The sequence below is a fragment of the Rhodanobacter sp. PCA2 genome (assembly GCF_013620825.1).
Classification (GTDB): domain Bacteria; phylum Pseudomonadota; class Gammaproteobacteria; order Xanthomonadales; family Rhodanobacteraceae; genus Rhodanobacter_A.
Genome location: NZ_NJIC01000003.1, coordinates 14,319 through 35,422 on the forward strand (window position 1 = coordinate 14,319; position 21,104 = coordinate 35,422).

Annotated in this window: 14 protein-coding genes; 8 read left to right on the forward strand and 6 right to left on the reverse strand. The window is 70.0% G+C overall.

What is annotated here, in order from left to right; translation table 11 throughout:
* Nucleotides 1-147 precede the first annotated feature (147 nt).
* Together edd and eda are read left to right on the forward strand one after the other, a co-directional pair.
* Nucleotides 148-1,992 carry a phosphogluconate dehydratase gene (gene edd / locus PCA_RS00955; RefSeq protein WP_181300247.1) on the forward strand — a complete coding sequence of 615 codons (1,845 nt, stop codon included), beginning with the start codon at nucleotides 148-150 and terminating at the stop codon, nucleotides 1,990-1,992.
* Between the two features lie 79 nt (nucleotides 1,993-2,071).
* Nucleotides 2,072-2,722: a bifunctional 4-hydroxy-2-oxoglutarate aldolase/2-dehydro-3-deoxy-phosphogluconate aldolase gene (gene eda / locus PCA_RS00960; protein ID WP_181300248.1), complete on the forward strand. Its 651-nt coding sequence runs from the start codon at nucleotides 2,072-2,074 to the stop codon at nucleotides 2,720-2,722.
* Here eda and PCA_RS00965 read toward each other — a convergent pair whose 3' ends face one another.
* The 3 genes from PCA_RS00965 to PCA_RS00975 all read right to left on the reverse strand — a co-directional run bounded on the left by PCA_RS00965 (nucleotide 2,723) and on the right by PCA_RS00975 (nucleotide 5,130).
* Nucleotides 2,723-3,313 (reverse strand): DUF2239 family protein, encoded by a 591-nt coding sequence (locus tag PCA_RS00965; protein WP_181300249.1) that lies wholly within the window; start codon nucleotides 3,311-3,313, stop codon nucleotides 2,723-2,725.
* Between the two features lie 103 nt (nucleotides 3,314-3,416).
* Nucleotides 3,417-4,067 carry a hypothetical protein gene (locus PCA_RS00970; RefSeq protein ID WP_181300250.1) on the reverse strand — a complete coding sequence of 217 codons (651 nt, stop codon included), beginning with the start codon at nucleotides 4,065-4,067 and terminating at the stop codon, nucleotides 3,417-3,419.
* A gap of 256 nt (nucleotides 4,068-4,323) precedes the next feature.
* Complete coding sequence (locus tag PCA_RS00975; RefSeq protein ID WP_181300251.1) at nucleotides 4,324-5,130, reverse strand: SPFH domain-containing protein; 807 nt, start codon at nucleotides 5,128-5,130, stop codon at nucleotides 4,324-4,326.
* A gap of 173 nt (nucleotides 5,131-5,303) precedes the next feature.
* On the opposite strand from PCA_RS00975, the gene PCA_RS00980 reads away from it, so the two are divergent.
* Nucleotides 5,304-6,161 carry an EamA family transporter gene (locus PCA_RS00980; RefSeq protein ID WP_181300252.1) on the forward strand — a complete coding sequence of 286 codons (858 nt, stop codon included), beginning with the start codon at nucleotides 5,304-5,306 and terminating at the stop codon, nucleotides 6,159-6,161.
* Between the two features lie 132 nt (nucleotides 6,162-6,293).
* Nucleotides 6,294-6,665: a nuclear transport factor 2 family protein gene (locus PCA_RS00985; RefSeq protein WP_181300253.1), complete on the forward strand. Its 372-nt coding sequence runs from the start codon at nucleotides 6,294-6,296 to the stop codon at nucleotides 6,663-6,665.
* Nucleotides 6,666-6,774: 109 nt separating this feature from the next.
* Here PCA_RS00985 and PCA_RS00990 read toward each other — a convergent pair whose 3' ends face one another.
* Together PCA_RS00990 and PCA_RS00995 are read right to left on the reverse strand one after the other, a co-directional pair.
* Nucleotides 6,775-7,824, reverse strand: a complete 1,050-nt coding sequence (locus tag PCA_RS00990) for a LacI family DNA-binding transcriptional regulator (protein WP_181300254.1) — start codon at nucleotides 7,822-7,824, stop codon at nucleotides 6,775-6,777.
* Nucleotides 7,825-7,947: 123 nt separating this feature from the next.
* The gene (locus tag PCA_RS00995) at nucleotides 7,948-9,234 is read right to left on the reverse strand and encodes a sugar MFS transporter (protein WP_181300255.1); all 1,287 of its coding nucleotides are present in this window, start codon (nucleotides 9,232-9,234) and stop codon (nucleotides 7,948-7,950) included.
* A 433-nt stretch (nucleotides 9,235-9,667) separates the two neighbouring features.
* Here PCA_RS00995 and glk point away from each other — a divergent pair, with 433 nt between their 5' ends.
* The 4 genes from glk to PCA_RS01015 all read left to right on the forward strand — a co-directional run bounded on the left by glk (nucleotide 9,668) and on the right by PCA_RS01015 (nucleotide 17,170).
* Nucleotides 9,668-10,714, forward strand: a complete 1,047-nt coding sequence (gene glk / locus PCA_RS01000; protein WP_343204387.1) for a glucokinase — start codon at nucleotides 9,668-9,670, stop codon at nucleotides 10,712-10,714.
* A gap of 76 nt (nucleotides 10,715-10,790) precedes the next feature.
* A complete protein-coding gene (locus PCA_RS01005; protein ID WP_181300257.1) occupies nucleotides 10,791-13,493 on the forward strand; it encodes a TonB-dependent receptor in 2,703 nt (900 codons plus the stop codon).
* Nucleotides 13,494-13,686: 193 nt separating this feature from the next.
* Complete coding sequence (locus PCA_RS01010) at nucleotides 13,687-16,008, forward strand: family 20 glycosylhydrolase (RefSeq protein ID WP_181300258.1); 2,322 nt, start codon at nucleotides 13,687-13,689, stop codon at nucleotides 16,006-16,008.
* A 97-nt stretch (nucleotides 16,009-16,105) separates the two neighbouring features.
* Nucleotides 16,106-17,170 (forward strand): heparan-alpha-glucosaminide N-acetyltransferase domain-containing protein, encoded by a 1,065-nt coding sequence (locus PCA_RS01015; protein ID WP_181300259.1) that lies wholly within the window; start codon nucleotides 16,106-16,108, stop codon nucleotides 17,168-17,170.
* On the opposite strand, the gene PCA_RS01020 is transcribed toward PCA_RS01015, so the two are convergent.
* Nucleotides 17,160-21,104: helicase-related protein (locus PCA_RS01020; protein ID WP_255436582.1), on the reverse strand; the 3,945-nt coding region annotated here is incomplete at its 5' end. The genes PCA_RS01015 and PCA_RS01020 overlap by 11 nt on opposite strands.

Below are 21,104 nucleotides of genomic sequence, written 5' to 3' on the forward strand. Positions count from 1 at the left end.
AAAACGGGCTCCTGCCCGTTTTTGGCTCGCCTGTGCCGGGCGCAGCCCGGCGCAGGCTCCGCCGAAGCAGGCGCGCAGCGCCTGTTTCGCGGCGGGCCATCGATGGCCCGCTGTCCCGCTCCGTTTGTTGATTCCCGGAACCGTGCCATGCCTCTCCACCCCATCCTCGCCGAAGTCACCGCCCGCATCGCCGAGCGCAGCCGCGCATCGCGCAGCGCCTACCTCGCGCGCATCGACGCCGCACGCGGCGAAGGTCCGCACCGGCGCCGGCTGTCCTGCGGCAACCTCGCGCACGGCTTCGCCGCCTGCGGCGCCGACGACAAGGCCGCGCTGCGCGCGGGCAGCGTGCCCAACCTCGGCATCGTCACCGCGTACAACGACATGCTCTCGGCGCACCAGCCGTACGAGCACTATCCCGAGCTGATCCGCCGCGTGGCGCGCGAGGCCGGCGTCACCGCACAGGTGGCCGGCGGCGTGCCGGCGATGTGCGACGGCGTCACCCAGGGGCGTGCCGGCATGGAGCTGAGCCTGTTCTCGCGCGAAGTGATCGCGATGGCCACCGCGGTGGCGCTGTCGCACGACATGTTCGACGCCGCGCTGTTCCTCGGCATCTGCGACAAGATCGTGCCGGGCCTGATGATCGGCGCGCTGAGCTTCGGCCACCTGCCCGCGATGTTCGTGCCCGCAGGCCCGATGCCCAGCGGCATCAGCAACGACGCCAAGACCGCGGTGCGCCAGCGCTACGCCGAAGGCAAGGCCACGCGCGACGAACTGCTGGAAGCCGAGGCGGCCTCCTACCACGCGCCCGGCACCTGCACCTTCTACGGCACCGCGAACTCCAACCAGATGCTGATGGAGATCATGGGCCTGCACCTGCCGGGCGCCAGCTTCGTCAACCCGAACACGCCGCTGCGCGACGCGCTGACCGAGGCCGCGGTGCGCCGCGCCGCCGCGCTCACCGCGCAGGGCGACGAATACACCCCGCTGGGCCGCATGTTCGACGAGCGCAGCGTGGTCAACGGCGTGGTGGGCCTGCACGCCACCGGCGGCTCCACCAACCACCTGCTGCACCTGGTGGCGATGGCGCATGCGGCCGGCATCACGCTCACGCTGGAGGATTTCGACGCGCTGTCCGGCGTGGTGCCGCTGATGGCGCGCGTGTATCCGAACGGCCACGCCGACGTGAACCACTTCCACGAGGCGGGCGGCATGCCCTTCCTGATCGGCTCGCTGATCGACGCCGGCCTGCTGCACGGCGACGCGCACACGGTGTGGGGCAAGGGGCTGGACGCCTACCGCAAGATGCCCGCGCTGGACGCGGACGGCAAGCTCGCATGGAACGACGTCGCCGCCAGCGGCAACCTCGACGTGCTGCGCCCGGCGAGCGAACCGTTCCGCGCCGACGGCGGCCTGCGCGTGCTGCAGGGCAACCTCGGCCGCGCGGTGATCAAGGTGTCCTCGGTGCCCGGCGACCGCCTGGTGATCGAGGCGCCCGCGGTGATCTTCCACGAGCAGAACGAGGTGCAGGCCGCGTTCGACCGCGGCGAGCTGAACCGCGATTTCGTGGCCGTGGTGCGCTTCCAGGGACCGAAGGCGATCGGCATGCCCGAACTGCACAAGCTCACCCCGGTGCTGGGCGTGCTGCAGGCGCGTGGCCACCGCGTGGCGCTGGTCACCGACGGCCGCATGTCCGGCGCCTCCGGCAAGATTCCCGCGGCGATCCACGTCACCCCCGAAGCGGTCGACGCCGGACCGCTGGGCAAGCTGCGCGACGGCGACGTGGTACGGCTGGACGTCATCGCCGGCACGCTGGAAGCGAAGGTGGATGCCGCCGAGTGGGCCGCACGCGAACAGGTGCACGCCGATCTCTCCGCGCACCACGTCGGCATGGGCCGCGAACTGTTCGCCAGCCTGCGCAACGCGGTGGGCGCGGCCGACGCCGGCGCCACCATCTTCGCCCGGCACGACCGCCACCACGCCGCCGACGCCTGAATCCCTTCCCACCGTTCGCCCTGAGCGCAGGCCCGCAGGGCCGCAGTCGAAGGGCACCTTCCCCATCAACATCAAGCCCATGAACAGCCAAGACCACAAGCAGACCGTACTCGCCGAAATCCTCGCACTCGCCCCGGTGGTGCCGGTGGTGATCATCGACGACGTGGCCCACGCCGTGCCGATGGCGCGCGCCCTGGTCGCCGGCGGCATCCCCAGCATCGAGGTGACGCTGCGCACGCCGGCCGCGCTGGACGCGATCCGCGCCATCGCCGCCGAAGTGGAAGGCGCCGTGGTGGGCGTGGGCACCGTGCTCGACGCCCAGCAGCTCGAAGCGGCGCGTGCCGCCGGTGCGCGCTTCGCGGTGTCGCCGGGCGTCTCGCCGAAACTGCTCGACGCCGCCGATGCCAGCGCGCTGCCCCTGCTGCCCGGCGTCGCCACCGCGGGCGAGGCGATGAGCCTGCTGGAACGCGGCTACAAGCACCTCAAGCTGTTTCCCGCCGTGCCGGTGGGCGGCGCGAAGCTGCTGGCCGCCTGGGCCAGCCCGCTGCCGCAGATCCGCTTCTGTCCCACCGGCGGCATCGGCCTCGCCAGCGCGCCCGACTTCCTCGCCCTGCCCAACGTGGCCTGCGTGGGCGGCTCCTGGCTCACGCCGAAGGACAAGCTCGTGGCCGGCGACTGGGCCGGCATCGAGCAGCTCGCGCGCGAGGCGGCGGCGCTGCGCACGCGCTGATCAACCGGCGTCGGCCTGGGCGTCGCGGGCGATAGCGGCGAGCCGGCGCGCGTGCTCGCGCACGTCCTTCGGCCAGCCGCGGGTGTGGCGGTTGAAGGCGTCGCGATCGCCGCGCCACAGCGCGCGCGAGGCTTCCTCGTAGCCCGCGAGGTCGCCGGCCACCACGCTCATGAAACGGTCGGCGGCTTCACCGGCCAGGCGCGCGCGGTCCTTCGCGCTGCCGTTGCGCCGCGCATCCTCCACCAGCTTGCGCAGCGTGACCGATGCGCCGCCCGGCTGGCTGTTCAACCAGTACCAGTGGCGCGGCAACAGGGTCACCTCGCGCGCCACCACGCCCAGCCTGGGACGGCCCGCGCCGCGCGGCGCATCGCTGTCCGCGGGGGGTTGCAGGCGGCCCAGCACCTCGTCGGCGCTGCCGCGGAAATCGATCTCCACCGGCTGGCCGGTGCCGTCGTCGAGGATGGTTGGCGTGCGTGCGGGATGCCGGTCGAGCAGGCGCTTCACCGCCAGCGCCACGTCGGCGAGCGGGCCGGAGGCGATCAGCGCGTGGCCGTCGAAGGCGGTGCAGGTGGGGAGGTCGTGCGGGGACATGGGTTTGATCCGGGTGAAATCAGGCGCTGATTATGCCCGGGTGAAAAGCGTTGTCAATAACACCCGGGCATAATATGGACCCGTTGGCGGCATCGCGCCCGCATCAATGGGTGAAGTAGTACATCGCGGCGCCCGGCTTCAGCGGCTCGGGGCAGCCGTAGCGCGCGGCTTCGGCTTCCAGCTTCGCGTCGTCGGCTTCGACGTGGTTGGCCAGGCGCTCCTGCACCGTCATTCCTTGCACGGCCTCGATCTTGGGGCAGTGCGAATCGATGGCGCCGAAATGGCTGGCGACAACGCGCACCACGCCTGCGACGCCCTGCATGCGCGGATCGGCCATGCGGAACGCCGGCATGCCGCGTATCGGCTGGCTGCTGCCGGGTACGCGCACGTTCTGCTGCCCATAATCCGAGCCGGACAGCTGCCCGCCGCCAGCAACGTAATCGGGCGTGGTGACGACCAGGCTGTCGATGGAACGCGGCGCCGCAGGCGGCGCTGGCGGCGTGGCCTGCGCCGTCGCGTAGGCAGGTCGGGCCACCGGTGCAGTGCGATGCGTCGGGGATGCGGCTGGCGCGGATCGCGGCTGTGCGGCTGGCCTGAGTGGTTCGGCCGGCTTGTTTCGCGGCGGAAGCAAACGCACGACGAGCGCATCCGGCGGTGTAGCCGGTGTCTGCGCAACAGACCAGCGCCAGCCCGGCGACGGCGCGAGCAGGAAGGCGAGGAAGCCCAGGTGGAGCAACAGCACCGCCGCCAGCATGGCGACGCGCATCCAGCGCAGGCGCGGCGCTCCATGTTCCGCCGATGGCTTCCGTCCATTCATGCTGCGAGGCTCCATCCCCAGGCGGCGTCGCCAAACGGCGAACTGGCCTTGGCAAAGACCGGGCTCGCACCGGTTGGTTCCGCGCCGGCATGGCAGGCCGTGCGAACCGCGCGGGCCGACCGCCATCGGCGCCGACTTGGCTGGCGTGCAACGATCGCACGTTGCACGCCGGCCCGTGCAACATGCCGCCGCGCTACTTCGCGTTGACCACCGGCGCAGGCTGGGCGCCGACGATGAAGGTGCAGTTCGCGTCCTTGTTGGCGCATACCGAGGACTGCATCTTGATGCGCTCCATCTCGACGAACTGCGCGGGATCGAGGTTCATCGCCACGCGGTAGGCGTTGTCCGCTTCCGCACGGCTCAGCTCGGCCGCCTTGCGCGCCTGCTCGGCCAGGTCGCGCTTCTGCTCGGTGAGCACGCGCTGTTCCTGCTGCGCGGTTTCCACGCGCTGGTTGCGCACCGCGTCGGGCGGATTGGCCTTGCCCACGGTGATCTTCACCAGCCGCACCGGCAGCTTGCTCTGTTCCAGGTAGCCGCTCATCTCCCGGCTGACCTCGGCGTCGATCTCGTCGATCGCGGTGGTCTGGATCGCGGTCTCGTTCATGCCGTGCTTCTTGACCGCCGAGCGCACCTTGTTGAAGAACTCCTGCTCCACGTTGTTCTTGTACCAGTCCTGGCCGAAGTTCTTCACCAGCGCCACCGGATCGACCACCTGCAGGCGGATGATGGCGTGGAAATCCAGCGGCACGCCGTCGCTGGACATCAGGTCGGTGAAGTTGCCGTCGTACTGCTGCGGAAACATGTTCACGTAGATCTTCTGGGTGGAGAACCAGGCGTACGACCGGCCCGGCAGCACCGGCTCGGCCCGCACGCCGCCGTGTCCGAACAGGATGGGCTTGTCGATCAGCACGGCCTGCTGGCCCGCATCGGGCGATACCACCGTGCAACCCGCGCATGCCAGCAGCAGCGCCGGCAGCAGCATGCGGCGACTCGTCTTCATCGCGTTTTCCCTGTGCATCGAAACTCCCCTGGTTCGTCGAAGCGCCGGTAGCGGCGGTGGCTGGGATCGTAACAGTCGCCGCGACGGGCGCCGGCGCGAGCGCGGAAGCGCAGGTGGCCCACGACGACGGCGCAGGCTCTATGCTCGCAAGCCTTCCGGGCGGGAATCCCTCGATGATCCATGTGCTGGCGAGCGCGATCTGCAGCGTGCTGGTGTCCGTGCTGCTGAAGCTGGCGCGACGCTTCGGGCTGGATGTCGGCCAGATGGTGGCGTGGAACTACGCCGCGGCGGTCGCGCTGGCCGCGCTGCTGCTGCAGCCGTCGCCGGAAGCGCTGCTGCAGCCGCACGCGCCGTGGCTGGCGCTGCTGGCGCTGGGCGTGCTGCTGCCCACGATCTTCCTGGCGCTGGGCGCCTCGGTGCGGCATGCGGGCATCGTGCGTTCGGACGCGGCGCAGCGGCTGTCGCTGCTGATCTCGCTGCTGGCGGCCTTCCTGCTGTTCGGCGAGAAGCTCGACGCGACGAAGGTGCTCGGCTGCGCGCTGGGCCTGCTTGCGCTGCTCGGCATGGTGTGGCGCAGCGGGCAGGCCCGCGGCGAAGGCGGCGCCGCGCAATGGCTGTGGCCGCTGCTGGTGTTCGCCGGATTCGGCACGATCGACATTGCGCTCAAGCGCGTGTCCGCGGCGGGCGTGCCGCTGGGCACCTCGCTGGTGGCGATGTTTGCGCTGGCGTTGCCGGTGGCGTTCGCGCTGGCGGCTGCACGGCGCCTGCGCGGCGGCGCGCACTTCACGCTGCGCAACGCGCTGGCCGGCCTGCTGCTGGGCCTGTGCAACTTCGGCAACATCCTGTTCTACCTGCGCGCCCATCGCGCGCTGCCGCAACACCCGGCGCTGGTGTTCGCCAGCATGAACCTGGGTGTGGTGGTGCTGGGCGCGCTCACCGGCGTGCTGCTGTTCCGCGAGCGGCTGAGCCGTACCAACCTCGCCGGCCTGGTGCTGGCGCTGGCGGCGATCGCGCTGCTGGCGTGGGCGTAGGCGCCGCGCCTGCGGCAGGGCACAGCACCTGGCACCGAGCCGTCTCGCGCGTACGCGGCGTCCGCGCCGGAAACTGGCAGGTGCGGCGGGCGCGTGCTGAAATGCCGGTCCTGCCGAGCCGGATTCTTCCCCATGCGCGCCCTGGTCGACCGCTACCTCGATGCCTACAACCGCATGGACGTGCCCGCCATGCTGGCGACCATGCAGGACGAGGTGGTGTTCGAGAACTACACCGCCGGCGTGCTGGCCTTGCGTACCGTGGGCATCGCCGAGCTGGGCCATCTCGCGGAAAGCTCGCGCCACCTGTTCTCCATGCGCCGCCAGAGCATCACCGCCTGGCACGAGGACGGCGACACCGCCCACGCCGGCATCCACTTCGAAGGCGTCTTCGCGGTCGACCTGCCGAACGGCGTGCGCGCGGGGCAGTCGATCGCGCTCGAAGGGCGCAGCGAATTTCGCCAGCACGACGGAAAGCTGATCTACGTCGCCGATTACAGCGACTGAGGCTTGGGCGCGGCGCTCCCCGTCCCTTTGGGGAGAAGGAACTTTCGGCGAGCACCCGCCCCTCACCCCGACCCTCTCCCCGGAGGGGAGAGGGAGAAAAGCGCGTGCGTCAGCGCTTGGTCGGCGTGCCGCGCAGCGGCGCGGTGGAACCGCGCACCACCAGTTCCGGGCTGAAGCCCTCGTTGCCTTCCTCCAGCGGCTCGCCGTTGGCGGCGCGCTGCAGGTTGCCGATCAGGCGTTGCGCGGCACGGCGGGCGATCTCCTCGGTGGCCTGGCGCGCGGTGGTGAGCGCGGGCCAGGACTGCTTGGAGAACGGGCTGTCCTCGAAGCCGGCGATCGACAGCTCCCACGGCACGCTGATGCCGCCGGAATGCGCGGCGGCGAGCACGCCGGCGGCGATCTCGTCGTTGGAGCCGAAGATCGCGGTAGGCCGGTCCTTCAGCGCGAGCAGCTTGCGCGCGCCGCGGAAACCGTCGTCGAAGGAGTAGTCGCCGGGCAGGATCAGCTTGCGGTCCAGCGCGATGCCGTAGTCCTTCAGCGCGTCCTCGTAGCCCTGGTAGCGCTCGGGGCTGGAGCGGTGGTCGCGGCCGCCCCACAGGAAGCCGATGCGGGTGTGGCCGAGCTGGATCAGGTGCTCGGTGATCGCGTAGGCGGCGTCGCGGTCGTCCACGTAGACGCAGGGGTAACCGTCCTGCGGGTCCTTCCGCGCGGAGATGACGCGCATGAACGGGATCTTCGCCGCGGCCAGGGTGCGGATCAGCTCCGGCTGCTCGGACATCGGCGGCGCCAGCACCAGGCCGGCCAGTCGCGCATGCGCCGCCAGCGCGACCAGTTCCTCGGCCAGGCGCGGCGAGGTGGAGTCGCAGGGATGGATCTGCAGGCCGTAGCCGCTGGCGCGGCAGGCCGCCAGCACGCCGCTCTGCATGCTGATGATGTAGTGCGCGTTGGGGTTGTCGTAGACCAGGCCCACCGCGTACGCGCGCGTGCTGCGCAGGCTGCGCGCGGAAGGGTCGGGCCGGTAGCCCAGCGCGTCGATCGCCCGCTGCACCTTCTCGCGCGTGCGCGCATGCACCGAGGGCTCGTTGTTGATGACGCGCGAAACCGTCTTCAGCGAGACGCCCGCCTGCTCGGCTACATCCTTGATCGTGGCGCTGCGCAACCGGAAACCTCAGAGACCGTGGGACGGGACGACGAATGGCGACGCGGCCCGCAACGCGGCCGCGCCGGCGCGCAACCGCGCAGCACAGTCTAGCGGACGGGCGCGCGATCGCCGCATGGCTGCTCAGCCTGCCGGATGCTGGCCCACGCGGTGGCCGCGCAAGCCGTAGTACAGGATGTACAGGTAGCAGGGCGCCATCACCAGCAGGAACGCGAGCTGGAAATCGATGACCTCCTTGAGATGCACGAACACCTGCGGGATCAACGCGCCGCCCACGATGCCCATCACCAGCAAGGCCGAACCCACTTCGGTGTGGCCGCCCAGCCCCTTGATCGCCAGCGGAAAGATCGCCGGCCACATCATCGCGTTGGCGAAGCCCAGCGCGGCCACGAAAGCCACCGACAGGTAGCCGTGGGTGACGAACGCGCCCAGCGCGAACAGCACGCCCAGCACCGCCGACACCGCCAGGTAACGCTGCTGCGAGACGAAGCGCGGAATCAGCAGCAGGCCGACGATGTAGCCCAGCAGCATGCCGAACATGGTGTATGCGGTGAAATGCTTGGTCGCATCCAGCGGCAGCCCGAAACCCTGGCCGTAGATGCCGATCGCGTCGCCCGCCATCACCTCCACGCCCACGTACAGGAACAGGCACAGCACGCCCAGCCACAGGTGCGGGAAACTGAAGATGCTGCGGCCGCTGTGGCCGATGGCATGCTCGTCGTTGGCGCCGGCGGGCTTGATCTCCGGCAGCGACGAACGCACCACCCAGATCGCCAGCACCACCAGCAGCGCGGCCATCACCATGTACGGCCAGTACACGCGCGCGGCGAAGCTGTTGAGCAGCGCATCGGCCGCGGCCGGCGTGGGCGCCGCCTTCACCTGCTGGTCGAGCGTTTCGATGCCGGTAAGCACCAGCGCGCCGAACACGAACGGCGCAAGAAAACCGGCGAACTTGTTGCAGATGCCCATGAAGGCGATGCGCTGCGCCGCGCTGTCGATCGGCCCGAGAATACTGATGTACGGGTTCGAGGCGGTCTGCAGCAGCGACAACCCTGCGCCGATCACGAACAGCCCGACCAGCGCGCCGTGATACATGCGGATGTTGATGAACTCGCCGAACAGCACCGCGCCGATCGCCATCACGAAGAGGCCGAGCGCCATGCCGCGCTTCATGCCCGTGCGCTTGAGGATCGCGGCCGACGGCAGCGCCAGCACGAAATAGGAGAGGTAGAACGCCACCGGGATCAGGAACGCGCTGACGTCGTCCAGGTTGAAGGCGAGCTTCACGAAGATCGTCAGCGGCCCATTGAGCCAGGTGACGAAGCCGTAGATGAAGAACAGCACGCCGATGATGATCATCGGCCCGATGTTCGAGCGGTCGGACGGCGCGGCCGTCAGCGTGCTTGCCATGAAGTCTCTCCCCGGGGCGGCACTCGCGGCCGCCTTGCATGCGGCACAGGGTAGCGCCGGATGTTCTTTATTGGCTGCAAAGTACAACGTTGTCAACCTACGGTCGCGCATGCGGCGCGGCGCCTGCGCCGACTCCCTGCACGGCGTGGCGCCTTGGCGCACCGCAGCATAAAACCGGGCTTTACAGCCGATGTCCCGCTTTCGCTCAGCACCCCCTGCCAACGGTCATGTTGCAGCATCGGGTGGGCCTGGTGAAAATTCCGGGACAGTCACTTGACAACGTTGTCATCAGCCTCCCAGACTCCATGGCCATCGCCTGCCGGGGGTGGCGCGGGGAACGCGCACCTGCCGGCTGACCGCAGCGGACAAAGGGGAAATCCACGTGCGAGAGCTCGCCAGCCAGCGCCATGCCACCCAGCCGTCGCCGCAACCGGTGGCGCCGGGCGGCGCGCCGGCCGGAGGCGAGCCGTTCCTCGCGGCCGACGTGGGCGGCACCCACGCACGCGTGGCCCTGGTGCTGGGCGTGGCCGACCGCCGGCATCCGGTCCAGGTCCTGCACTACCACCGTTACGCCTGCGGCGACTGGGCCGGCCTGGGCGCGCTGCTGCGCGACTTCGTGGTGCAGCTGGGCTCGACCGGGCACGCCGCGCTGCAGGCCGGCATCCGCCATTGCGTGGTGGCCTGCGCCGGCGTGGTGCTGGGCGACGCCATCGTCAACGAGAACCTGCCCTGGCCGGTGTCGATAGCCGAGCTGCGCGACGAGCTGGGCCTCGCCCGGCTGGACGTCATCAACGATTTCGAGGCGGTGGCCTGGGCCACCCGCTTCCTGGACGCGGACGAGACGCTGCCGGTGATCGACGCCGCGCAGCCGGCGGTGCGAGGCCCGGTGCTGGTGATGGGCCCGGGCACCGGGCTGGGCTCGGCGGTGCTGCTGCCGCGCGGCGACCGCGCCGAGGTGCTGCCCACCGAGGCCGGCCAGATCTCGCTGGCGCCCGGCAACGAGCGCGAGATGGAGATCCTGCGCGTGCTGGCCCGCGGCCGCACGCACGTCTCCTACGAGGAGGCGCTGTCCGGCCCCGGCCTGCTCAACCTCTACCGCGCGCTGTGCGAGTTGCGCGGCTGCCCGGTGGCGCTGATGACGCCGGCGGAAATCACCGGTGCGGCGCTCTCCGGCCGCGATGCCGCGGCGGAGGAGACGCTGCAGGTGTTCTGCGGGCTGCTGGGCAGTTTCGCGGGCGACCTCGCGATGCTGTACGGCGCCAGCGGCGGCGTGTTCCTCGCCGGCGGCATCCTGCCGCAGCTCCACGACTTCCTGCGCGCCAGCAGCTTCGCCCGGCGCTTTCTGGACAAGGGGGTGATGCAGGCGTTCCTGCAGAAGATCCCCGTACGACTGATCGAGCACGGCCAGCTAGGTGTCATCGGCGCCGCCGGCTGGTTCCTGGACGAGCGGCAGGGAGATCGAGCCATGCCACCGCTCTAGCGACACGGCGCCGAACGCCGTCAACCACCAACGACCACACGGTCTCCATTGATCCAGCCTCTGAGGGGAGGACATCATGAACCATCGCAAGACACTGCTTGCCGCGAGCATCGTCGCCGGCCTGTGCCTGTCCGTGGGCGCGTACGCCCAGGACAACGGCTCCACCCAGCAAACCAGCCAGGGCAACCCCGCTGCGAGCAAGAAGGATGCGAAGACGCTGTCCACCGTGACCGTCACCGGCATCCGCGGTTCCACCGAGAAGGCGCTGGACATCAAGCGCGAAGCCGCCTCCGTGGTCGAAGTGGTCACTGCCGAAGACGTGGGCAAGCTGCCGGCGCACAACGTGGCCGACACCTTGCGCAACCTGCCCGGCGTGGACATCCAGTCCTCCAGCGCCCAGGAAGGCGGCTTCGACGAAGCCGACCGCATCAGCCTGCGCGGCACCAGCCCCAGCCTCACCCAGACGCTGATCAACGGCCACGGCGTGGGCTCCGCCGACTGGTTCGTGCTCAGCCAGGGCAACACCGTGGGCCGCAGCGTGAGCTACACCTTGCTGCCGTCCGAGATCGTCAGCCGCGTGGAAGTGCACAAGTCCTCCGAAGCCCGCTTCCAGGACGGCGGCACCACCGGCAACGTCGACATCATCACGCGCAAGCCGCTGGACTTCGACAAGCAGTACACCGCGGACGCCAGCATCGGCGGCGTGTACTCCAGCACCGCTTCCAAGACCGACGGCCAGTTCTCCGGCCTGTTCAACTGGAAGAACGACGACGGCACGTTCGGCGTCCTGGCCCAGGTGTTCGACGAGAAGCGCCACCTGCAGCGCGAAGCGCAGGAACTGCCCTCGGGCTTCCAGCAGATCGGCGCGACCGACCCGGTGGCGGCCACGAATCCCGACCTGGTCGGCGTGTACGTCCCCTCGCTGCTGGGCTCCACCCTGTTCACCCAGACCCGCACCCGCAAGGGCGGCCTGCTGGAAGCGCAGTTCCGCGTGAACAAGGACCTGACGCTCGGCCTCAGCGGCTTCTACTCCAAGCTCGACGCGGACAACTACAACCGCAACTACATGCTGTGGGGCGGCCACTTCGCCACGGCGCAGGCGCCGAACCCGGGCTACACCGTGCAGAACGGCGTGCTCACCAACGCCACCTACGCGGGTCAGCCGGGCATGGATTACACCGTGTACGACATGATCTACCGCAAGGCCTCGGCGAAGACGTACTACTACACCGCCGACGCCGACTGGAACGTGTCGGACAACATCACGGCCACGTTCCAGGCCGGCACCACCAAGGGCACCGGCGCCACGCCCAAGCAGTTCATCGCGGAAGTCACCGGCAACGCCGGCGGCGGCGCGACCTGGTCCACGCACGGCAACGGCTCGCCGGTGGACTGGAACGTGGGCGGCAACGGCGGCCCGTCCGGCGTCACCAGCTTCGGCACCTGGGGCAACCAGATCGTCAAGGCCACCGACAAGGAAAACTGGTTCAACGCCGACTTCACCCAGTACTTCAACACCGGCGTGGTGAACTCGTTCAACTACGGCATCCGCTACGCCAAGCACGACCGTGCCGCGCTGTCGCCGGAAGGCGCTTCGCCGGGCAACATCTGGGCCGCGCTGCAGAACGGCGCCACCGCGAACTACCCCGGCAACTTCGCCCAGGGCATCGGCGGCCAGTTCCCGCGCAACATCTGGTACTTCACCCCGTCCGCGCTGGAGAGCGCGATCAACGCGAACTCCACCTGGCTCGCGAACAACGACGGCCCGACCGGCCGCCACAACTACGGCGGCGAGTGGAGCGTGGACGAGAAGAACGCCGCGGCCTACTTCCAGGCGAACTTCCAGGGCGAGAACTGGAGCGGCAACGCCGGCGTGCGCTACGTCAACATCAGCCAGGGCATCGATACGTATGCCGCCACCACGGTCAATCCGGACGTGAGCAGCCTGTTCGGCATGTGGAACCGCCGGCACTACTCCAACCACTACGGCCGCTTCCTGCCCAGCTTCAACCTGAAGTTCAACCTGGCCGAGGACCTGATCGCCCGCTTCGCGGTGTCGCAGACCCAGACCCTGCCGGACTACTCCGCGCTGGGCGCGTCCTCCTGGGGCTCGGACCTGAGCAAGACCGGCGGCGGCGGCAACCCGCGCCTGAAGCCGGTGCTGTCGACGAACTTCGACGCCGGGCTGGAGTGGTACTTCATGCCGCGCGGCCTGCTGGCGGCGACCATGTTCTCCATGAACATGAAGGACTACGTGGCCTACGGCACCGAGGACCAGCAGCTCTTCAGCGAACTGACCCACCAGCTGGAGACCTACAAGGTCGCCGTGCCGCTCAACGCCGACGCCCGCCTGTCCGGCCTGGAACTGACCTACAACCAGCCGATCGGCGAGTACTTCGGCGTCAACGCGAACTACACCTACGTCGACGGCTCCTCGTCGTTCACCTGGGCGGACGGCTCGCACAACCTGCTCGGCACCTCGAAGAACACCTACAACCTGGGTGCCTACTTCGAAAACGACATGTTCGGCGCGCGCATCGGCTACAGCTGGCGCTCGGCATTCCTGATCGGCCTGCAGGGTGCGGTGCCGTATTACCAGGCGGCGTACGGCACGCTGAATGCGTCCCTCAGCTACAAGGCGACGAACTGGCTGAGCTTCAGCCTGGATGCGCTGAACCTCAACAACCCGACCACCAAGTACTACCAGAGCGCGTACATCCCGACCGCCTTCTACGAGAACGGCCGCCAGTACTACCTCACCGCGCACCTGAAGTTCTGATACCTCGCGACATCCCGCGGGCCATGGACGGCCTGCACTCTCCCCGAACGGGCCCGGCAGTGGGTTGCGGGCCCGTTTTTTTGCCTGCGCCGTCCAGCGGGAACGCGGCGACGCGCCGCCATGTCGCCCAGGCACGGTTTTCCGGACCGGCGGCGACGATGGCATGCTGGGTCGCCCCGCACAGGAGATGACCATGCTTCACCGCACCTTCCGGTCCAGCTGCGCCAGCCTGCTGCTCGCGCTCGTCCTGCTTGCCTCGCCCGCCGCTCGCGCCGGCGACACGGCAACGCCCTCCCTGATTCCGCTGCCGGCGCAACTCGCGCTGCAGCACGGCAGCTTCGCCGTGGATGCGGGCACGCCAGTGGTACCGGGCGACCGCAGCGCCGCCACCCGGCAGACCGCGGATTACCTGATCGACCTCGTGGCCCGCACGCGCGGCCTGCGCCTGAGCCTTGGCGCCGACGGCAAGGCATCGCATGCGATCGTGCTCGAACGCGATCCGCAGGCACCGGTGTCCCAGGCCGAAGGCTATGCGCTCGATGTCACGCCGCAAGGCATCCGCGTCAGCGCACGCGACGACGCCGGGCTGTTCCATGGCGCGGTCACGCTGGCCCAGCTGCTCACGCCCGACGCGAAGCAGGGCGCAGTGGACGTGCCCGCGCTGTCCATCCGCGACTGGCCGCGCTTCGCCTGGCGCGGGCTGATGCTGGACTCCGCGCGCCACTTCCAGAGCGTGGCGGAGGTAGAGAAGCTGATCGACCAGATGGCCCAGCACAAGCTCGACGTGCTGCACTGGCACCTCACCGACGACCAGGGCTGGCGCATCGAGATCAAGCGCTATCCCGAGCTGACCAGGATCGGCGCCTGGCGCACGCCGCCCGATGCCGGCAAGGACGGCGAGCCGAAGCGCTACGGCGGCTACTACACGCAGCAGCAGATCCGCGACGTGGTGGCCTACGCCGCCGCGCGCCACGTCACCATCGTGCCCGAGCTGGACATGCCCGGCCACGCGCAGGCGGCGGTGGCCTCGTATCCGCGGCTGGGCGTCACCGGCACGCGGCCGACGGTCTCCACCGACTGGGGCGTGAACCCCTGGCTGTACAACGTGGACGACGACACCTTCACCTTCATCGACCACGTGCTCGACGAGGTGATGGCGCTGTTCCCCTCGACCTACATCCACGTCGGCGGCGACGAGGCGATCAAGGACCAGTGGCAGGCCTCGCCCACGGTGCAGGCGAAGATGCGTTCGCTGGGCATCACCGACGAGAATGCGCTGCAGGGCTGGTTCATCGGCCGCATCGGCCAGTACCTCGAAAAACACGGGCGCAAGCTGATCGGCTGGGACGAGATCCTCGAAGGCGACAACCTGTCCGCCGACGCCACCGTGATGTCGTGGCGCGGCACCGACGGCGCGATCAAGGCGGCCCTGCTGGGCCACGACGTGGTGATGTCGCCCTCGCCGGATCTCTACCTCGACCACGTGCAGGGCGATCTCGCCGACGAATACGCTGGCCGCCTCGGCGTGGAATCGCTGAAGGACGTCTACGGCTTCCAGGCCGTGCCCGGCGTGCTCAACGCCGCGCAGGCGAAGCACGTGCTGGGTGTGCAGGCGAACGTGTGGACCGAGCACATGCCGACGATGGCGCACGTGCTGCACGCGGTCTTCCCGCGACTGGACGCGCTCAGCGAAGTGACCTGGTCGCCCGCCGCCAGCAACGACTGGCACGGTTTCCTCGCCCGCCTGCCGGCGCAGCTCGAACGCTATCGCGCGCAGCACGTCGACTATGCCGACAGCGCCTTCGCGGTGGAGATCCGCACCGACCGCAACCTGGCGCTGGCCACCGGCAAGGCCACGGTCACGCTGTCCGACCAGGCCGGCTTCGGCGACATCCGCTACACGCTGGACGGCAGCGCACCCACGCCCGCCTCGCCACGCTACGACGCGCCGTTCGAGGTGAAGCTGCCCACCACCGTGCGCGCCGCCAGCTTCGCCGCCGACGGCAGCGCGCTCGCCGCGCCGCGCGAGCGCGTACTGGATCGCGCCGCGCTGCTGAGCCTGGCCGGCACGGAGCTGGGGAACTGCCCCGGCAGCGACTTCCGCCTGCGCCTGCAGCCCACGCCCGATGCCGCGAGCACCCAGCCGGTGTACGCAGTGAACGTGTTCGACACCTGCCAGTCGTTCCCGCCCACGCTGATGGACGGCGTCACAGCGATCCATGTCGACGCGGTGCGGCTGCCGCGCAACTTCGCGCTGGCGCACGAGCAGAAGCTGGTGGTGTCGCGCCCGCACGCCACGCCGTTCGGCGAACTGGTGGCGCATGCCGACCGCTGCGACGGGCCGGTGCTGGCCACGATGCCGCTGCCCGATCCCGCACACGGCCCGCGCGAGTTCGAGCTGGACGCGAAGCTGCCCGCGCAGCGCGGCGTGCACAGCCTGTGCCTGGTCTACACCGCGCCCATCGACGGGCCGTTGCATGCGCTCGATCGCGTGTCGCTGAAAACCGGGCCATGAACGGATTCGCAGGGACGCGTCTCGCGCACGGCGTGGCTTTTCGCAGGACCTCGTTCGTGCGCCGGATACACTCCTCCCCGCCCGGAGGCCAGCGCGCATGAGCAAGCGCCTCGCCTCCCTCGACGCGCTGCGCGGGCTCACCGTGGCCGGCATGTTGCTGGTCAACGATCCCGGCAGCTGGGATCACGTGTACTGGCCGCTGGAACACGCCGCGTGGCACGGCTGCACGCCCACCGACCTGGTGTTTCCGTTCTTCCTGTTCGTGATGGGCGTGTCGGTGGCGTGGGCGATCCTGCCGCGACTGGAACAGGGCGCGGCACCGGCCGCGCTGCGCAACGCGGCGCTGTGGCGCGCACTGCGCATACTCGCGCTGGGCGTGGCGATCAACGCACTGGCGATGTGGTGGCTGCCGGATCGCGGCATGCGCTGGCCCGGTGTGCTGCAACGCATCGGCGTGTGCTTCGCCGTGGTGGCGGCGTTCGCGATCTACACCCCGCGTCGCGCGTGGTGGATCGCCATCGCCGTGCTGCTCATCGGCTACACGATGCTTCTTGTGGCCGGCGGCTCGCTGGAGAAATGGGACAACATCGTCGACCACGTGGATGGCGCGGTGTTCGGCCCTTACGTATGGGAGCGCAACGCCGTCACCGGCCAGGTGCACGATCCCGAAGGCCTGCTCAGCACGCTACCTTCCATCGCCAGCAGCCTGTTCGGTCTGTGCGCCGGCGCGTGGCTGCGCGCGCGCAGGCCCAGGCATCTGCTTGCCCTCGGCGTGATGGCCGTGGTGCTGGGCGGCCTGTGGTCGCTGTGGATTCCGTTCAACAAGAACCTGTGGACGCCCTCGTTCGTGCTGTGGACAGCCGGCTGGGCGACGCTGGCCCTGCTCGCCTGCCACTGGCTCATCGACGTGCGCGGCTGGCCGGCCGTGGGCCGGCGCTTCGGCGTCAATGCGATTGCCGCTTACGCCGGCTCGGAACTCATGCAGGTGGCGCTTCCCGCCCTGGGCTGGCAGGAGCCGATCTATCGCCACGGCTTCGCCGACTGGATCGCGCCGCTGGCCGGCGACAAGGCCGCCTCGCTCGCCTTCGCCATCGTCTTCGTGGCGTTCTGGTGGACGGTCGTGTGGTGGATGGACCGGCGGCGCATCTACCTCAAGCTGTAAGGCGCGCCGGCACGCGCAACTGCAAGGCCTGCCGCGCCAGCTGCGTCTCGGCGGCGGACAACTCCACCAGCGGCACGAAGCGGCCCGCGATCTGCGCCGCCAGCGGCATGCCGTCGCGGTAGAGCACGCGCGAGCCGGCCACGGCGGGCACCTTGTCGCCTGAAAGCACACTGCCGACCAGGTTCAGCGGATCGCATCCACCCACCACGACCAGTTCGCTGTCGTGCGCACGCTGGCGGATCGCGCGCAGCGGAGCGATCGCCTCCGGCAGGGCGAACTGCTCGCCCACCAGGCCTTCCACGAAACGGCCGCCGCGGATCTCGCCGCGGGCTTCCAGCCGGCGATACACGCGCAGCAACTCGCGCCACGGCGGCAGCCACGGCGCCTCGCGTTCCAGCAGTTTCCAGAACACCACGCCGTAGCGGGCGAGCAGGACGCGAGCTACATGTTCCGCTTCAATCAAATATCCTTCGCGCGTAGCGCTGCCATCGCCTCCTCTCCCCCTCGGGGAGAGGCCTGCCCTGAGCCCGTCGAAGGGGATTGAGGTGAGGGGCTGGTCTTGCGCCGAAGCTGCATCCGACTTCCCCGCAAGCCCCCGCCCCTCATCCGCCCTGCCGGGCACCTTCTCCCCGCTCCCCAAGGCTGCGGCCATCCATGGCCGCTCCCCGCGTGCCCCAGTGGGGGGAAGGGAAGGACGCACCAGCGACCAGCGCCCCGCATCCTCGATGCCGCCGAAGGCATGCCGGCGCACGCGCCGATGCCGCGGCGCCTCGCGCTTCGCCGCGGGCAGCAGCAGGGCGCGCAGGCCGGCGAAACTGTCCGCGCTGACGCGGCCGGCGGCGACCAGCTCGCCCAGCGCATCCTCCAGTTCGGTGCGAAGCAGATGCGCCGCCGACTGCAACTCGTCGAAGAACAGCGCGCCATGGTCGCGCAGCGCATCGGCCACCGCCTGCGCGCGCGAGGACAACAAGACTTCCTGCGGCGACGACTCCTGCGCTATGGAAGTCCAGACGGCCATATGCCGGCGCGGCAGCAGCACGATGGGCGTGGCGCGCACCGGCCCGCTGCCGCCGCCCGCGCGCAGCCGGCTCCAGCCGACGCGGCCGGCGCGGCATTGCTCGTCCAGCCAGCTGGCGGAATAGTCGGCGATGCGCGCGGGCAGGATTTCCGCCTCCCATGCGCCGGCCGCGGCTTCGTAGCCTTCCAGCTGGGCCAGCACGGCCGGCAGCGCGTCGGGGCCGCGCAGCTGCGTGGCAGGGCTCGCATGCTGCCAGTCGAGCAGGAAACGCATCAGGTCGCTGCGGTTCACCGGCACGATCTCGCGTCGCAGGCGGCCCAGCGTGTAGCGATGGATGCGCGCCAGCAGATGGCGCTCGCACCATTGCGTTTCCGCGATCGCGGGATCGAACTGACCCTGGATCACGTAGCCCTCGGTCTGCAGGCGCAGCAGGGCGGCTTCCACGTCGGACGGCGGCACGCCCAGCGGCGCTGCCAGCGCGTCCACCGTGACCGGCCCCAGGCCCAGCAGGCGGCCACGCACCAGTTCGCGCAGGGCGTCCTCGCGTGTCCACGTTTGCGCAGCGTATTCGGCGGGCGCGGCGATGGGTGGATGCAGCGCAGCCACCGGATGCACGGCCTGCCACAGCGGCAGTTTTTCCGCGCTGACCCACGTGTCCTTGCCGTCCGGCAACGACAGGCGGGTGGCGCGCTGGTCTTTCGCGAGGGCGTGCAGCTTGTCGCTCCATCCCTCGTTCGCGACGGCCTCGCTTTCGGCGATGCCGCCCAGTGCATCCAGCGCCTCGTGCATCTCGTCCACGCTGCGCACGTCGGGCCACGCCTCTTCGCGCACGGCAGCGATCGCATCGGGGTCGAGCCGCCCGAAATCGCCGGGGCTGGCCGGACCGTCCTGGCGCACGGCGCGGGTGCGGCGCTCCTCCAGCGGCGCATCGTCGAGGAAGGCGTAGGGCGCAGCGTTGAGCACCGCACCCGCGAGCGGGCTGGGCGCGGCGAGGTCGCGCGCGACGAGATGGATCGCACCGTCCTCCAGGGACCGCAGCAGGCGCAGCAGGCCGTCGACGTCCATCGCTTCGCGCAGGCAGTCGTGCAGGGTTTGCGCCACCAGCGGGTGGTCGGGAATCTGCCGCTCGCCGACGATGTTCTCCAGGCAGGCGACCTGATCGGGAAACACTGCGGCGAGCAGGTCCTCGCTCTTCATGCGCTGCAGTTGCGGCGGCACCTTCCTGCCGCCGAGGAAACGCGGCAGCGCCAGCGCGGTGACCGCGTTCCAGCGCCAGCGCGCGGGGAACAGCGGCGCGTCGAGCAGGGCCTGCACCAGCACGTGTTCGGCACTGGCCGAATGCAGGTAGCGCGCCACTTCCTCCAGCGGAAAACTGTGGCTGGTGGAGAGCGACAGCACGATCGCATCCTCGGTGGCCGCGGCCTGCAGCTCGAAGTTGAACTGGCGGCAGAAGCGCTTGCGCAGCGCGAGGCCCCAGGCGCGGTTGATGCGGCTGCCGAAGGGCGCGTGGATCACCAGCTGGGTGCCGCCGGATTCGTCGAAGAAGCGCTCGAACACCAGGGTCGATTGCGTGGGCAGCACGCCCAGCGCGGCCTTGGCGCTGGCGAGATATTCGACGAGTTGCCGCGCGGCGGCTTCGCCGAGACCCGGTTCGTCGCGCAGCCACGTGTATGCCTGGCTCCCCTCGCCCATGGGGAGAGGGGTTGGGGGCGAGGGCTCGGCCAGCGCCGAGCCTTCCGGCCATACCGAATCCTCACCCATCCCACCACGGGAGAGGGGTTCAACATCCAGTCGTGCGCCAACCTCCTCGCGCAACCGCGCCACCGCGAACGACAACTCGTCGCTGCGCCCCGGCGCCTCGCCCAGCCAGAACGGGATGCTGGGCGGCACGCCGTGCGCATCCTCCACGCGCAGGCGGTCGCGCTCCACGCGCAGGATGCGGTAGCTGGTGTTGCCGAGCTGGAAGATGTCGCCGACGATGCTTTCGACCGCGAAATCCTCGTGCACCGAACCGATCACCGTGGCCTGCGGTTCCAGCACCACGAGGTAGTCGGCGGTGTCGGGAATCGCGCCACCGGAGGTGAGCGCGACCAGCCGCGCGCCGCGCCGCGCGCGCACGCGACGATGCACGGCATCGCGGTGCAGGTAGGCCGCGCGCGCGCCGCGACGGGTGGTGAAGCCCTCGGCCAGCATGCGCAGCACCGCATCGAAATCCGCGCGCGCCAGTTCGCGATAGGGATGCGCGCCGCGCACCAGCGCGTACAGCGCATCCTCGTCCCATTCGCTGCAGGCCACCTCGGCCACGAGCTGCTGCGCCAGCACGTCCAGCGGCTGCGGCGGCTGCACCAGCGTGTCGAGCTCGCCGCGGCGCACCGCGTCGAGCAGGGCGGCGCACTCGACCAGGTCGTCGCGCGTGTTGGGAAACAGCCGCGCCTTGGGCGTGCCGTCGATGTGGTGGCCGGAGCGTCCCGCGCGCTGCAGGAAGGCGGCGATGGAGCGCGGCGAACCGAGCTGGCAGACCAGGTCCACGTCGCCGATGTCGATGCCGAGTTCCAGCGAAGCAGTGGCGACCAGCACGGCCAGCTCGCCGCGCTTCAGCCGCTGTTCGGCGTCGAAACGCTGCTCGCGGGCGAGACTGCCGTGATGCGCGGCCACCACTTCCTTGCCCAGGCGCTCGGACAGATGCCGCGCCGCGCGCTCGGCCAGCCGCCGCGTGTTGACGAACACCAGGGTGGTGCGGTGCGCCTGCACCAGCTGGGCGATGCGGTCGTAGACCAGCTCCCACGCATCGTTCGACATCACCGTTTCCAGCGGCACCGGCGGCACTTCGATGGCGAGGTCGCGCTTGCGGGTGTGGCCTGTGTCGATGATGGCAACGTTCTCCCTCTCCCCTCCGGGGAGAGGGCAGGGTGAGGG

Excerpts from the sequence above, each read along its gene's own strand:
- eda (WP_181300248.1), top strand. The coding sequence starts at position 2,072 with ATGAACAGCCAAGACCACAAGCAGACCGTACTCGCCGAAATCCTCGCA.
- PCA_RS00985 (WP_181300253.1), top strand. The coding sequence starts at position 6,294 with ATGCGCGCCCTGGTCGACCGCTACCTCGATGCCTACAACCGCATGGAC.
- PCA_RS00965 (WP_181300249.1), bottom strand. The coding sequence starts at position 3,313 with ATGTCCCCGCACGACCTCCCCACCTGCACCGCCTTCGACGGCCACGCG.
- PCA_RS01015 (WP_181300259.1), top strand. The coding sequence starts at position 16,106 with ATGAGCAAGCGCCTCGCCTCCCTCGACGCGCTGCGCGGGCTCACCGTG.
- PCA_RS01010 (WP_181300258.1), top strand. The coding sequence starts at position 13,687 with ATGCTTCACCGCACCTTCCGGTCCAGCTGCGCCAGCCTGCTGCTCGCG.
- PCA_RS00975 (WP_181300251.1), bottom strand. The coding sequence starts at position 5,130 with ATGAAGACGAGTCGCCGCATGCTGCTGCCGGCGCTGCTGCTGGCATGC.
- PCA_RS00980 (WP_181300252.1), top strand. The coding sequence starts at position 5,304 with ATGATCCATGTGCTGGCGAGCGCGATCTGCAGCGTGCTGGTGTCCGTG.
- PCA_RS00995 (WP_181300255.1), bottom strand. The coding sequence starts at position 9,234 with ATGGCAAGCACGCTGACGGCCGCGCCGTCCGACCGCTCGAACATCGGG.
- PCA_RS00970 (WP_181300250.1), bottom strand. The coding sequence starts at position 4,067 with ATGCTGGCGGCGGTGCTGTTGCTCCACCTGGGCTTCCTCGCCTTCCTG.
- PCA_RS01005 (WP_181300257.1), top strand. The coding sequence starts at position 10,791 with ATGAACCATCGCAAGACACTGCTTGCCGCGAGCATCGTCGCCGGCCTG.
- edd (WP_181300247.1), top strand. The coding sequence starts at position 148 with ATGCCTCTCCACCCCATCCTCGCCGAAGTCACCGCCCGCATCGCCGAG.